The organism is Xanthobacter sp. (genome assembly GCF_041911315.1).
Lineage (GTDB): Bacteria > Pseudomonadota > Alphaproteobacteria > Rhizobiales > Xanthobacteraceae > Xanthobacter > Xanthobacter aminoxidans.
Genome location: NZ_JAYRPE010000007.1, coordinates 13,746 through 27,380, shown reverse-complemented (window position 1 = coordinate 27,380; position 13,635 = coordinate 13,746). Strand labels below are relative to the sequence as shown.

The following is a 13,635-nucleotide window of genomic DNA, read 5'->3' as shown; positions in this document are numbered from 1 at the left end:
TGTTGGGACGCCCCAATGGTGCGGCGCACGCGAGGCGCGGGGAGGAGAGGAGGCCCGCCTATTCGGCGGGTGCGGAGGTCTGCAGGGCGAGCGCGTGCAGCACGCCGCCCATGTTCCCCTTGAGGGCGGCATAGACCATCTGGTGCTGCTGCACCCGGCTCTTGCCGCGGAACGAGGCCGAGACGATGCGGGCGGCGTAGTGGTCGCCATCCCCGGCCAGATCCTCGATCACCACGGTCGCGTCGGGCAGCGCATCCTTGATGAGCTGCTCGATGTCGCGGGCATTCATGGGCATGGTCGAAACGTCCTTGCTGTGCACGAAAGCGTCAGGACGAAGCGCCCATATAGATGGGCAGCCACGTCTCGTGCCGATCCTTCAGCGATTCTACGACTATCGAGCGGTCGTCCGGAACGATCAAGCGGTCGCCGCCGGTCTTGCCGATCTTCATGATCGGCACGCCCGCCATCTCCGCCTTGTGGATCACCTCGGCGCCCTGGCCGGACGCGACCGTGACCACATAGCGCGCCTGATCCTCGCCGAACCACCACGCATAGGGGTCCATGCCGTCCGGGGCGTCTTCCAGCGAGACGCCGATGCCGCTGGCCATGGCCATCTCGGCCAGCGCCACGAGCAGGCCGCCGTCGGAGACGTCATGCACGGCGGTGGCGACGCCATCGCGGATGAGGTTGCGCACGAAGTCGCCGTTGCGCTTCTCGGCGATGAGATCGACCGGGGGCGGGGCCCCTTCCTCACGCTCGCACACGGTGGCGAGGAACGCGGAGGCGCCCAGCCAGCCCTTGGTCTTGCCGATGAGCAGCACCGGCTCGCCCGCCGCCTTGAAGTTCAAGGTCATGGTCTGGTCGAGATCCTCGATCAGGCCGACGCCGCCGATGGTCGGGGTGGGCAGGATCGCCTTGCCATTGGTCTCGTTGTAGAGGCTGACGTTGCCGGAGACGACCGGGAAGTCCAGCGCCTCGCAGGCCGCGCCGATGCCTTTCACGCAGGCCACGAACTGCCCCATGATCTCCGGCTTTTCGGGATTGCCGAAGTTCAGATTGTCGGTGACGGCGATGGGGGTGGCGCCCACGGCGGTCAGGTTGCGCCACGCCTCGGCCACCGCCTGCTTGCCGCCCTCGAAGGGGCCGGCCTCGCAATAGCGGGGCGTCACGTCCGTGGTCATGGCGAGGGCCTTCGGCCCGTCGTTCACACGCACCACGGCGGCATCGCCGCCGGGGCGCTGCACGGTGTTGCCGAGGATCAGGTGGTCGTACTGCTCCCACACCCAGCGCTTGGAGCACAGGTCCGGCGAGGCGATGAGCCGCTCCAGCGCGTCCGCCACCGAGGCGGTGGTGCGCACGTCCGCGGGCAGGATCTCGGGGCGCTGGGCCGGCTCCTCATAGGGACGGCGGTATTCAGGCGCCTCGTCGCCCAGCTCCTTGATGGGGAGGTCGGCTTCCACGAGGCCCTTGTGCTTCACCACGAAGCGCAGGGTGTCGGTGGTGTGGCCGACGATGGCGAAGTCGAGGCCCCACTTCTTGAAGATGGCCTCGGCTTCCGCCTCCTTGCCGTCGGCGATCACCATGAGCATGCGCTCCTGGCTCTCCGACAGCATCATCTCGTACGCGGTCATGCCGGTTTCGCGGCAGGGCACGGCGTCGAGGTTCAGCTCCACGCCCAGGTCGCCCTTGGCGCCCATCTCGACGGCGGAGCAGGTGAGGCCGGCGGCGCCCATGTCCTGGATCGCCACCACGCAGCCCGCCTGCATGATCTCGAGGCAGGCTTCCAGCAGCAGCTTCTCGGCGAAGGGGTCGCCGACCTGCACGGTCGGGCGCTTCTCCTCGGCGTCGGCACCGAACTCGGCCGAGGCCATGGTGGCGCCGTGGATGCCGTCGCGGCCGGTCTTGGAGCCGAGATAGACGATGGCCCGGCCGACGCCGGTGGCCGCCGCGTAGAAGATCTCGTCCGTCTTCGCGAGGCCGACGGCCATGGCGTTGACGAGGATGTTGCCGTTGTAGCGCTTGTGGAAGCCCACCGAGCCGCCCACCGTGGGCACGCCGAAGGAATTGCCATAGCCACCGATGCCGGCCACCACGCCGGCCAAAAGGCGGCGGGTCTTCAGGTTGTGGCAGTCGCCGAAACGCAGGGCATTGAGCGCCGCGATGGGCCGTGCGCCCATGGTGAACACGTCGCGCAGGATGCCGCCCACGCCCGTCCCCGCGCCCTGATAGGGCTCGATGAAGGAGGGGTGGTTGTGGCTCTCCATCTTGAACACGACGGCGAGGCCATCGCCGATGTCCACCACGCCGGCATTCTCGCCCGGCCCCTGGATGACGCGCTTGCCGGTGGTGGGCAGGGTGCGCAGCCAGACCTTGGAGGACTTGTACGAGCAGTGCTCGTTCCACATGGCGGAGACGATGCCGAGCTCCGTGATGGTCGGCTCACGGCCGATCAGCTTCACGAAGTGATCGTACTCCTCCGGCTTCAGACCGTGCTCGGCGACGAGTTCCGGCGTGATGCGGGGGGTGTTGGGAATGAGGTTCACGGGCGTCGATCCGAATTGAGGCCGCGGCTCACGCCGCCTTGAGGGCGCCGGCGAGGCTCTCGAAGAGGCCGCGTCCGTCGGTGGGGCCGATCTCCGGCTCGATGTAGTTTTCCGGGTGGGGCATCATGCCGAGCACGTTGAACTTCTCGGAATAGATACCGGCGATCCCGTTGATGGCGCCGTTGGGGCCGTCCGTCTCGTCGATCCGGCTGTCGGGCCGGGCGTAGCGGAAGGCGACGCGGCCTTCGCCCTCGATGCGGGCGATGGTGGCCTCGTCGGCGGTATAATTGCCTTCGCCGTGGGCCACCGGGATGCGGATCAGCTCGCCCTTGCGATAGGCCTTGGTGAAGGGGGTGTCGGCCCGCTCCACGCGCAGCAGCACCTCTCGGCAGACGAAGCGCAGGCGGGCGTTGCGCACCAGCACGCCGGGCAGCAGCCCCGCCTCGCACAGGATCTGGAAGCCGTTGCAGATGCCGAGCACCAGACCGCCGCGAGCGGCATGGGCGCGCACGGCCTCCATGATGTTCGCCCGCGCGGCGATGGCGCCGCAGCGCAGGTAATCGCCGTAGGAGAAGCCACCGGGCAGGACCACGAGGTCGGTGCCCTTGGGCAGCTCGTGCTCGGCGTGCCAGACCACCTGGGGCTTGGCGCCGGAGACGAGCCGCAGCGCGCGCACGGCGTCCTGCTCACGATTGGAGCCGGGGAAGAGGATGACGGCTGGTTTCATGATCTCTCAGTGGATGCCGACGAGGCCGAGCCTGCGTTCGATGCGAGCGAGCCGCGCGTCACGGCCCGCGTGCATGCCGTATATGGTGTTCATGTCCTGCCCGAAGGCCTGTCGGGGATCGCGCCGGGCGATCACCTCTTCGCGAGCCTCAAGCCTTTGGCGAGCCCCAAGCCCCTTGCGAGCCTCAAGGACCCGCGCGCCGAGGGCCGCGCCCTGCGGGATCGACTTCGGAACCTCGATGAGAAGCTCGTTGGTGATCTCGGCCATCATGCCCTCTCGGCGGCCTTGCTCCCTGAAGCGGCCGCCAGACTATAACATCCTTCGCACGTCACTCGGCGAATTCGACCTTGTAGGTCTCGATCACGGTGTTGGCGAGGAGCTTGTCGCAGGCTTCCTTGAGGGCGCCCTCGGCGGCGGCGCGGTCGTTGCCGGCCAGCTCCACGTCGAACACCTTCCCCTGCCGCACGCTCTGCACGCCGGCCACACCCAGCGACCGCAGCGCGCCTTCGATGGCCTTGCCCTGCGGGTCGAGCACCGCCGACTTGAGGGTGACGATCACTCGGGCCTTCATGGAAACCTCGCCTTCATGGCACGCGCTTGCGCCCGCGCTGTTGCTTGCCCGCCGCCGGGCACCGCCTGGCCCGCACAGGGCCCGGCAACGCAAAACGGGGGCCGATCCGGCCCCCGCCTAGCACTTTTCGGGTAGGGGAAACAACGCCCCCACCCGAATTGACGCGTCACTTCACGAGGACGGGGCCCTTGCCCTGCGTCGGATCGTTCTCCATCAGGATTCCGAGCCGGCGCGCAACCTCGGTGTAGGCCTCCACGAGGCCGCCCATGTCGCGGCGGAAGCGGTCCTTGTCCATCTTGTCGTTGGACTTGATGTCCCAGAGCCGGCACGAATCGGGGCTGATCTCGTCAGCGACCACGATCCGCATCATGTCGTTCTCCCACAGGCGGCCGCATTCCATCTTGAAGTCGATGAGACGGATGCCGGCGCCGAGGAAGAGGCCGGACAGGAAGTCGTTGACGCGGATCGCGAGCGCGATGATGTCGTCGATTTCCTGGGTGGTGGCCCAGCCGAACGCGGTGATGTGCTCTTCCGACACCATCGGGTCGTTGAGCGCGTCGTTCTTGTAATAGAACTCGATGATCGAGCGCGGCAGCTGGGTGCCCTCCTCGATCCCGAGGCGGGTCGAGATGGAGCCGGCGGCGACGTTGCGCACCACGATCTCGAGGGGGATGATCTCCACTTCCCGGATGAGCTGCTCGCGCATGTTCAAGCGGCGGATGAAGTGGGTCGGCACCCCGATGTCGTTCAGCCGGGAGAAGATGTACTCCGAAATCCGGTTGTTCAGCACACCTTTGCCGTCGATGACATCGTGCTTCTTCGCATTGAAGGCCGTGGCATCGTCCTTGAAGTGCTGAATGAGTGTGCCGGGCTCGGGTCCTTCATAGAGGACTTTCGCCTTGCCTTCGTAGATTCGGCGGCGGCGGCTCATGGGAATATACCGCTGATTGAGGAAATCCATGGGTTTGCCAAGGCTCCGTTCGGGTGACGCTCCTCGGCTGGACCGGGGATGTCTGTTTCAAGGACATCCCAAGCCCGATCGGACACTAGCCGATTGGACGGCTGGATACAACGCGCGTCCCGATGCGCCCACCCGCGCCATCCCCTTGAAGAGGCCGGGCGGCCATCAGGTCGCATGGCCGGGAGGGGGCACGGCGCCTCACTGCCGTTGATCTAATATGAGGCGGGGGATATTCAAGGCGCGCGTGCGGACGATGGCTGCCCTTGCGTGAGTGCAGCGGCAACCCAAATCAGCCATATCCGCGCAAACAGATCAGGCCGGCCGCCGGCCGCCCATTCGCAGGAAGAGGGGTGCCATGACCACGTTCGACAAGCGCGAGGAAGGTTTCGAAAAGGCTTTCGCGCTCGACGAGGAGACGCGGTTCCGGGCGCTCGCCCGCCGGAACAAGAAGCTCGGCCTGTGGGCCGCCGAGAAGCTCGGTCTCGCCGGCGAGGAGGCTCTTGCCTACGCCAAGTCCGTCGTCGAGGCCGACCTGCAGGAAGCCGGTGACGAGGACGTGTTCCGCAAGCTGCGCGCCGACTTCGACGCCAAGCAGGTGGACGTCTCCGACCACCAGATCCGCCGCAACATGGACGAGTTCCTCGCCGCCGCCGCGGCCGAGGTGAAGTCCGGCAGCTGAGCCCGCACAGGGTCTCCCGCCGCGTCCCGCGACGCGGCGGGCCAAACAAAAAGGCCGCCCACCGGGCGGCCTTTTCTTTTTCGGGTCCCGCGCCGGATCAGCGCGAGTAGAACTCGACCACGAGGTTCGGTTCCATCTGAACCGGGTAGGGTACCTCGTTCAGCTCCGGGATGCGGGCGAAGCGCGCGGTGAGCTTGTGGGTGTCGAGCTCGATGTAGTCGGGCACGTCACGCTCGGCGAGCTGCTGCGCCTCGATCACGATGGCGAGCTGGCGGGAGGCTTCCTTCACCTCGATCACGTCATCCACCTTGACGAGGTAGGACGGGATGTTCACGCGCTTGCCGTTCACCTTCACGTGGCCGTGGGAGACGAACTGGCGGGCGGCGAAGATGGTGGGCACGAACTTGGCGCGGTAGACCACCGCGTCCAGGCGGCGCTCCAGCAGGCCGATGAGGTTGGCGCCGGTGTCGCCCTTGAGGCGCGAGGCCTCGACATACACCTTGTGGAACTGCTTCTCGCCGATGGAGCCGTAATAGCCCTTCAGCTTCTGCTTGGCGCGCAGCTGCACGCCGAAGTCGGACAGCTTGCCCTTGCGGCGCTGGCCGTGCTGGCCGGGACCGTACTCACGACGGTTCACCGGGCTCTTGGGGCGGCCCCAGATGTTCTCGCCCATACGGCGATCGATCTTGTGCTTGGCCGCAATGCGCTTGCTCATGTAACGCGAATCCCTGTTGGTTCGTTCGGGTTTGGATCGCGCCCCTCCTCTGCGAAATGGCTTGGGAACCAAGAGGTTCCGGACCGTTTCGCCGACAGGCTCGCCCGGCGCGCTGCCTTGCGAAGCCACGGGTGCGTGAAACGCCAAGCGGGCCACTTCCGGCCCGCAAGGTGGCGGGTTCTTAGTCGCGAAAGCGTGTCGAGTCAACGCCAGCGGCGCTTTTCGCCCTCAGGCGGAGAGGTGCTCGACGAGAATCGTCGCACCGAGGGCGACCAGGGCGAGGCCCGCGACCACCTCCGCCACCCGCCCGAGACGCTCGCCCACGAGGCGCCCGATCAGCATGCCGCCCGACGACATGATGAAGGTGGTGAGGCCGATGGCGGCGGCGGTGATCCAGATGTTCACATCGAGGAAGGCGAGCGAGACGCCCACCGCCATGGCATCGATGCTGGTGCCGAAGGCCGTGGCCAGCAGCACCGGCAGCGAGCGCCCGCGCGGCGCCGCCTCGTCCCGCGTGGTGAAGGCGGAGGCCAGCATGTGCAGGCCGACGCCGCCGAGCAATGCGAAGGCGATCCAGTGATCCACCGCTTCCACATAACTGCTGGCGGCAAGCCCCGCCGCCCAGCCGATCACCGGCGTGGCAGCCTCGACAAGGCCGAACACCATGCCGGTGCGCAGGGCCTCGGCGAATCGCGGGCGGCCCACGGCGGCGCCGCGGCCGACGCTGACGGCGAAGGCATCGACGGACATGCTCAGGGCGAGCACGAGGATCGTGGCGGGTGACATGGATATATCCAGCGGAAGAGGAGGCTTGGGAACCCTGGCGCATCCGGCCCGTCCGCGCGCGAACCGGTGCGTCACGGTCTCGCCGGGCCGAAAACTTCGGCTGGTCGCGCCATGCGCAGTCTCGCGCAAGCCTGTTGGCACGACCCCGCCCCGGTGCATCTCCCAGGCGGTGGCTACTCCCCGATCGCGCCTCTGATAGCGGCTTCGCAGGAGCGCGGTAAACCCGCGGGCCGAACTCTTTAGCGCAACTAACTCGCAATCGCGATCTGCCTGGGGGGAAAACCTGTTGCCGGGCCGTGGCGCGGCTGGTCTTATCAGGGCACCAGCCACCGCACGCGCGATCATCGCCACAGCCGCGTCGTCCATGGAGAATGTTCGTGAAAGTCCTGGTCTTCCAGCATGTCGCCTGCGAGCACCCCGGCCGCTTCCGCGACTTCATGCGTGCCGATGGCGTCCAATGGGATGCCGTGGAGCTGGATGAGGGCGAGACCATCCCGGCCTTCGACGACTATGACGCCCTGATGGTGTTCGGCGGCCCCATGGACGTGTGGCAAGAGGAGGAACTGCCTTGGCTCGTCGCCGAGAAGGCCGCCATCCGCGACTGGATGGCCACCGGCAAGCCCTATCTCGGCGTCTGCCTCGGCCACCAGCTGCTCGCCGATGCGCTCGGCGGCAAGGTCGGCCTCATGCCCCGGCCGGAGGTGGGCGTCACGGACGTGTCGCTGACGGCGGCCGGGCGCGAATCCCCCCTGTTCAAGGGGCTCGCCCCTACCTTCCCGACCCTCCAGTGGCATGGCGCCGCCGTGCTGGCCCTGCCGCCGGGCGGGGTGACGCTGGCCGAGAACGAGCATTGCGCCATTCAGGCGCTGCAGGTGGGGGAAAAGGCGTTCGGCATCCAGTATCATGTGGAGCTGACCGACGCGACGGTGCCCGAATGGGGCGTGATTCCCGAATACCGCTGCGCCCTGGAGGCCATCACCGGCGCCGGCGGGCAGGCGCTGCTGGAGGCCGCGACAAAGGAGCGGATGCCGGTTTTCGCGGCGGCAGCGGAGCGGCTCTACCGGAATTTCAAGGCGACGTGGTGAGGGGCGGCCCTCTCCCTTCTTCCCTCTCCCCTTGCGGGAGAGGGTGGATCGCGGCGCAGCCGCGAGACGGGTGAGGGGGCTGGTGCCGTTTCTCCGGTTGGTAGGGCAACGGGGCAAACACCCCTCACCCCAGCCCTCTCCCGCAAGGGGAGAGGGAGCCCGGCCGGCTCCCGGTTCAGTCCGGGTCAGAAACCCACGGCCGTGCCGGTGAGGTCGTAAGGCCCGGCGGCCTCGATCTTCACCGTGGCGATCTCACCCACGCGCAGCGGGCGGCGGGAGAAGACCTTCACCGTGCCGTCGATCTCCGGCGCATCGCCCTTGGTGCGGCCGATGGCGCCTTCGGGCGACACGGAGTCGATGATGACCTGCTGGCGGGTGCCGACCTTCTTCTTCAGGCGCCGCGCCGAGACCTTCTGCTGGGTGCGCATGAAGCGGTCGTAGCGGTCCTGCTTCACCTCGTCCGGCACCGGATCGGGAAGGGCATTGGCATCCGCCCCGCGCACCGGCTCGAACTTGAAGGCGCCCGCGCGGTCGATCTCGGCCTCTTCCATGAAGGCGAGCAACTCCTCGAACTCCGCCTCGGTCTCGCCGGGGAAGCCGACGATGAAGGTGGAGCGGAGCGTCAGGTCCGGCACCGCCGCCCGCCACGCCTGGATGCGGGCGAGGGTCTTTTCCTGGGAGGCCGGGCGCTTCATGCGCCTCAGCACGGTGGGACTCGCGTGCTGGAAGGGAATGTCCAGATAGGGCAGCACCTTGCCGGCGGCCATCAGCTCCATCACCGCATCCACGTGCGGATAGGGATAGACATAGTGCAGGCGCACCCAGGCGCCGAGGTCGCCCAGCGCCGACGCGAGATCGAGGAAGCGGGTCGCCACTTCCTTGTCGCCCCACTGGCTTGGCGCGTAGCGCAGGTCGACGCCATAAGCGGAGGTGTCCTGCGAGATGACGAGCAGTTCCTTCACGCCCGCCTTCACCAGCTTCTCGGCCTCGCGCAGCACGTCGGCGGCGGGGCGGGAGACGAGGTCGCCGCGCAGCTGGGGGATGATGCAGAAGGTGCAGCGGTTGGAGCAGCCTTCGGAGATCTTCAGATAGGCATAGTGCCGGGGCGTGAGCTTCACGCCCTGCTCGGGCACGAGATCGAGGAACGGATCGTGCTGCGGCGGCACCGCCTCGTGAACGGCGGCGAGCACGCTCTCGTACTGCTGCGGGCCGGTGATGGCGAGGACGCTGGGGTGCACCTCGCGGATCTGCTCGGGCTCGGCGCCCATGCAGCCGGTGACGACGACCTTGCCATTTTCCGCCAGCGCCTCGCCGATGGCGGACAGGCTCTCCGCCTTGGCGCTGTCGAGGAAGCCGCAGGTGTTGACGATGACGAGGTCCGCGCCCTGATGGGTCTTCGTCAGCTCGTAACCCTCGGCGCGCAGGCGCGTGACGATGCGCTCACTGTCCACCAGCGCCTTCGGGCAGCCGAGGGAGACGAAGGAGATGCGCGGCGCGGGCTCGGCCATGGGGAGGCAGGTTCTTTCTGAAGCATTTTCCAGCGAAGGGGGGTACCGGTTCGCGTAACGAAAATGCGTTGAAACAGGTGGCTGTGCGAAGGGCGTGCGCTTACGGCAGCGCGACGGGGCCGTCAACGCCGGGTCTTTGGCGGGCCTTTGTGGCCGAAGGAGGGAGGACGTGTTCCCCGGACCAGCGACGGCGCAGCCGGAGCGCCGAGCCGGGGTCCAGGGGAAAGGTCGGCGAAGCCGGCAATCCACTGCGACGCCGAAGGGATAAGGCCGCCTTCGGCGTCATGTTGCGCTGGGCCACGGCTCTCCTTCCGCTCCGCTCCAGTCGGCCGAGGCAAGAGAGCGTGGCCCCGCGCCTCACACCGGCTTCAGCAGTACATGCTTCTTCTTGCCCATGGAGAGCTTCACCACGCCCTCGGGGGTGAGCGCGGCAAGGTCGATCACCGCCTTCTCGTCGGTCACAACGGCGTCGTTCACGCGCAGGCCCCCGCCCTTGATCTGGCGGCGCGCCTCGCTGGTGGAGGCTACGAGGCCGGCCTCCACGAAGGCGTTGGCAACGGGAAGGCCCGCCTCCAGCTTCGCGCGGGGCAGCTCGACGGTGGGCAGGTCCACGGCCAGAGCGCCCTGCTCGAAGGTGGTACGGGCCGTCTCCTTCGCCTTCTCGGCGGCCTCGCGGCCGTGCAGGAGCGCGGTCGCCTCGGTGGCGAGCACCTCCTTGGCGATGTTGATCTCCTGCCCCTGAAGGGCGGCGAGGCGGGCGATCTCATCCAGCGGCAGCTCGGTGAAGAGCTTCAGGAAGCGCTCCACATCCGCATCGCCCGCATTGCGCCAATACTGCCAGTACTCGTAGGGGCTCAGAAGGTCGGCATCGAGCCACACGGCGCCGCCGGCGGTCTTGCCCATCTTGGCGCCGGAAGAGGTGGTGAGCAGCGGGGTCGTCAGTGCGAAGAGGTCGGCGCCGTGCATGCGGCGGCCCAGCTCCATGCCGTTGACGATGTTGCCCCACTGGTCGGAGCCGCCCATCTGCAGCATGCAGCCGTGGCGCCGGTTCAGCTCCACGAAGTCATAGGCCTGCAGGATCATGTAGTTGAATTCGAGGAAGGTGAGCGGCTGCTCGCGCTCCAGGCGCAGCTTCACCGAATCGAACGTCAGCATGCGGTTGATGGTGAAATGCGGCCCCACCTCGCGCAGGAGGGGGATGTATTTCAGCTCGTCCAGCCAGCCCGCATTGTTCTCCATGATCGCGCCGCCGTCGAAATCGAGGAAGCGCGCGAAGACCTTGCGGATGGAGGCGATGTTGGCGTTGATCTGCTCATCGGTGAGCATCTGGCGCTGTGTGTCCTTGCCGGACGGGTCGCCGATCTTGGTGGTGCCGCCGCCCATGAGCGCGATCGGCCGGTGGCCGGTGCGCTGGAGGGTGCGCAGCATCATGATGGAGAGCAGGTGCCCCGCATGCAGGCTCGATGCGGTGGCGTCGAAGCCGATATAGGCGGTGATGGGTCCTTCCGCGGCCTTGGCATCGAGGCGCTCGAGGTCCGAGCACTGGTGGATATAGCCGCGCTCGTGAAGCGTGCGCAGGAAGTCGGAGCGGAAGGAAGGAGAAGTCATCACACAAATCGAGGCTTGAGGCTGGCGCTCACGCGCCGGAAAGGAGCGGTGGTGTATCAGGTCCGGCGTAAGAATGCATGTGCGTGAGGCGAGGGGGCGGATATGCGTGTCGTCGGGCTGATGAGCGGCACCTCCATGGACGGCATCGACGCCGCCCTGATCGAGACCGACGGGGAAAGCGTCGCCTGGCTCGGCTCCGCCATCACCCGCCCCATTGACGCCGAAACCCGCGCGCTCCTCGTCACCGCCATGGAAGATGCGCGGGGCGTGAACCATCGGGACGATAGGCCGGGCGCGCTGGCGGAGGCCGAGCGGCGCATCACCGATCTTCATGCCGAAGCGGTGCGGGCGCTGCTGGAGCCCCTGCGGCTCACCCCCGGCGACATCGACCTCGTGGGCTTCCACGGCCAGACGGTCATCCACCGGCCCGATGCGCGCCTCACCGTCCAGATCGGCGAGGGCCAGCGCCTCGCCTCCGCGCTGGGCATCCCAGTGGTGGCGGATTTCCGCGCAGCGGATGTGGCGGCGGGCGGGCAGGGGGCGCCGCTGGTGCCGGTGTTCCATCAGGCACTGGTGCGGCGGCTCACCCTGCCGCAGCCGGTGGCGGTGCTGAATGTGGGTGGGGTCGCCAATGTCACGGTCATTGATGGGGCTGCTCCGCCTATCGCCTGCGACACCGGGCCGGGCAATGCCCTGATCGACGATTTCCTGAAGGAGCGGACGGGCGTCCCCTTCGACGCAGATGGCCGCGCGGCTGCCGCCGGACGAGTGGATGAGGAGCGCGTCGCGGCGGTGCTGGCCGACCCGTTCTTCCAACTGCCGCCACCCAAGTCGCTGGATCGCAACGCCTTTCGGCGGGCGGTCGGGGAGCGGATGGGGCTGGCGGGCCTGTCCGTCGAGGATGGCGCGGCGACGCTGACGGCGCTCACGGCGGCGACGGTCGCGGCCATCGTGCCGTTCCTGCCGCGGCCTCCGGCGGTGTGGATCGTCGCGGGGGGCGGCGCGCGCAATCCGACGCTGCTCGCCATGCTGGCGGAGCGCTTGGGGGCAGAGGTGCGGACGGCCGATCGGGTGGGGTGGTCCGGCGATGCGCTGGAGGCCCACGCCTTCGGCTATCTCGCCGCGCGCTCGCTGCGGGGCCTGCCGCTGACGTTTCCGACCACCACCGGGGTGGCCGCGCCGATGACGGGTGGAGTTCTGTTCCGGCCGTGAGGGGCCTGTGCCTCCCCTCTCCCCTTGCGGGAGAGGGGTTGGGGGTGAGGGGGCTGGTGCCCGGTCCTCGCAGTGTTGGGCGAGCGGAGAAATACCCCTCACCCCAGCCCTCTCCCGCAAGGGGAGAGGGAGCACGGTTGGCTCCAGACCCACCCCCCAAACAAAAACGGCGCGCCGAAGCGCGCCGTTCAAGCGGAATGAGCCGAAATCAGGCGGCGCTGTCCTTGCGGGTGCCGGGCAGGCGCTTGTCGAGATAGGTGCCGACCACGCCCATCAGATCCTCGGTCTTGCCGTCGAAGAAGTGGTTGGCGCCGGGCACCACCTGCTGCTCGATGACGATGCCCTTCTGGGTCTTCAGCTTCTCCACCAGCGTCTGCACCGCCGAGGTGGGCACCACCGCATCCTTGTCGCCATGGACGAACAGGCCGGAGGAGGGGCAGGGGGCGAGGAAGGAGAAGTCGTAGAGGTTCGCCGGCGCGGCGATGGAGATAAAGCCCTCGACCTCCGGACGGCGCATCAGCAGCTGCATGCCGATCCAGGCGCCGAAGGAGAAACCGGCGATCCAGCAGGCGCGGGCGTCCGGGTTCACCGACTGCGCCCAGTCGAGCGCGGCGGCGGCGTCCGAAAGTTCGCCCTGGCCATGGTCGAACGAGCCCTGCGAGCGGCCGACGCCCCGGAAGTTGAAGCGCAGCACCGAGAAGCCGCGGTTCACGAACTGGTAGTACAGATTGTACACGACCGGATTGTTCATCGTCCCGCCGAACTGCGGGTGCGGATGAAGAATAATGGCGATGGGCGCGTTGCGGGTCTTGGCGGGCTGGTAGCGGCCTTCGAGGCGCCCCTTTTCGCCGGGGAAGATCACTTCTGGCATGGAAGTCTGCAACCTCTGGGTAGCAATGACGCGCGGCGCGCCCGTTCCGTCCTATAGGACGACGGGTCCGGCGCGGGAACCCGTCAGCATGACCCCTGTCGACTTGACGCCGGAACGGTAATGCTTGACTAACGGACGCGCGAGACCTATCTATTTAGAATAATTCTAATTTGTTCCCGGCGGCTGCGCGAACCGAGGGGCGCTGCGTTGTGAGAACGGGTGAAGTTTGACCTATGACGGAGATCGCCGGCAATTGCAAGCCTGGCACGGGTCGCGGGTGCGTTTGGCACATGCGGCCGGGAGGCGGAGATGAGCGCGGGCGACGCGTCACGGCAGATGGGTACCATCGCGGGCACGGTTGAGGCGACC

Annotated in this window: 14 protein-coding genes; 3 read left to right on the top strand and 11 right to left on the bottom strand. The window is 67.7% G+C overall.

Annotated elements, in window-relative coordinates:
- Positions 1-58 precede the first annotated feature (58 nt).
- From ACE3QW_RS03265 to purC, 6 genes are all read right to left on the bottom strand, one after another.
- Positions 59-295, bottom strand: a complete 237-nt coding sequence (locus tag ACE3QW_RS03265; RefSeq protein WP_024278809.1) for a BolA family protein — start codon at positions 293-295, stop codon at positions 59-61.
- Between the two features lie 31 nt (positions 296-326).
- Positions 327-2,543, bottom strand: coding sequence for a phosphoribosylformylglycinamidine synthase subunit PurL (gene purL, locus ACE3QW_RS03260; RefSeq protein WP_374250414.1), 2,217 nt, complete (start codon positions 2,541-2,543; stop codon positions 327-329).
- 28 nt (positions 2,544-2,571) lie between these two features.
- Complete coding sequence (gene purQ, locus ACE3QW_RS03255; protein WP_024278811.1) at positions 2,572-3,270, bottom strand: phosphoribosylformylglycinamidine synthase subunit PurQ; 699 nt, start codon at positions 3,268-3,270, stop codon at positions 2,572-2,574.
- Positions 3,271-3,276: 6 nt separating this feature from the next.
- Complete coding sequence (locus ACE3QW_RS03250) at positions 3,277-3,540, bottom strand: hypothetical protein (protein WP_029558715.1); 264 nt, start codon at positions 3,538-3,540, stop codon at positions 3,277-3,279.
- A 58-nt stretch (positions 3,541-3,598) separates the two neighbouring features.
- Positions 3,599-3,841: a phosphoribosylformylglycinamidine synthase subunit PurS gene (gene purS / locus ACE3QW_RS03245; protein ID WP_024278813.1), complete on the bottom strand. Its 243-nt coding sequence runs from the start codon at positions 3,839-3,841 to the stop codon at positions 3,599-3,601.
- Positions 3,842-4,007: 166 nt separating this feature from the next.
- Entirely contained in the window at positions 4,008-4,802 is a 795-nt protein-coding gene (gene purC / locus ACE3QW_RS03240) for a phosphoribosylaminoimidazolesuccinocarboxamide synthase (RefSeq protein WP_024278814.1), read from the bottom strand.
- Between the two features lie 355 nt (positions 4,803-5,157).
- Between purC and ACE3QW_RS03235 the strand changes: the two genes are divergently transcribed.
- Complete coding sequence (locus ACE3QW_RS03235) at positions 5,158-5,481, top strand: DUF1476 domain-containing protein (protein WP_029558714.1); 324 nt, start codon at positions 5,158-5,160, stop codon at positions 5,479-5,481.
- A gap of 97 nt (positions 5,482-5,578) precedes the next feature.
- Here the strand turns inward: ACE3QW_RS03235 and rpsD are convergent, their stop codons facing one another.
- Positions 5,579-6,196, bottom strand: a complete 618-nt coding sequence (gene rpsD, locus ACE3QW_RS03230) for a 30S ribosomal protein S4 (RefSeq protein WP_024278816.1) — start codon at positions 6,194-6,196, stop codon at positions 5,579-5,581.
- 228 nt (positions 6,197-6,424) lie between these two features.
- Entirely contained in the window at positions 6,425-6,982 is a 558-nt protein-coding gene (locus tag ACE3QW_RS03225) for a manganese efflux pump MntP family protein (RefSeq protein WP_374250413.1), read from the bottom strand.
- Between the two features lie 377 nt (positions 6,983-7,359).
- On the opposite strand from ACE3QW_RS03225, the gene ACE3QW_RS03220 reads away from it, so the two are divergent.
- Entirely contained in the window at positions 7,360-8,067 is a 708-nt protein-coding gene (locus ACE3QW_RS03220) for a type 1 glutamine amidotransferase (RefSeq protein ID WP_374250412.1), read from the top strand.
- A 185-nt stretch (positions 8,068-8,252) separates the two neighbouring features.
- Here the strand turns inward: ACE3QW_RS03220 and rimO are convergent, their stop codons facing one another.
- Together rimO and tyrS are read right to left on the bottom strand one after the other, a co-directional pair.
- Positions 8,253-9,575 carry a 30S ribosomal protein S12 methylthiotransferase RimO gene (gene rimO / locus ACE3QW_RS03215; RefSeq protein WP_374250411.1) on the bottom strand — a complete coding sequence of 441 codons (1,323 nt, stop codon included), beginning with the start codon at positions 9,573-9,575 and terminating at the stop codon, positions 8,253-8,255.
- A 357-nt stretch (positions 9,576-9,932) separates the two neighbouring features.
- Positions 9,933-11,183, bottom strand: a complete 1,251-nt coding sequence (tyrS, locus tag ACE3QW_RS03210) for a tyrosine--tRNA ligase (RefSeq protein WP_374250410.1) — start codon at positions 11,181-11,183, stop codon at positions 9,933-9,935.
- Between the two features lie 102 nt (positions 11,184-11,285).
- On the opposite strand from tyrS, the gene ACE3QW_RS03205 reads away from it, so the two are divergent.
- Entirely contained in the window at positions 11,286-12,395 is a 1,110-nt protein-coding gene (locus tag ACE3QW_RS03205) for an anhydro-N-acetylmuramic acid kinase (protein ID WP_374250409.1), read from the top strand.
- A 208-nt stretch (positions 12,396-12,603) separates the two neighbouring features.
- Here ACE3QW_RS03205 and ACE3QW_RS03200 read toward each other — a convergent pair whose 3' ends face one another.
- On the bottom strand, positions 12,604-13,266 hold the full coding sequence (locus tag ACE3QW_RS03200) for an alpha/beta hydrolase (protein ID WP_024278822.1): 663 nt from the start codon (positions 13,264-13,266) through the stop codon (positions 12,604-12,606).
- Between the last annotated feature and the right edge of the window lie 369 nt (positions 13,267-13,635).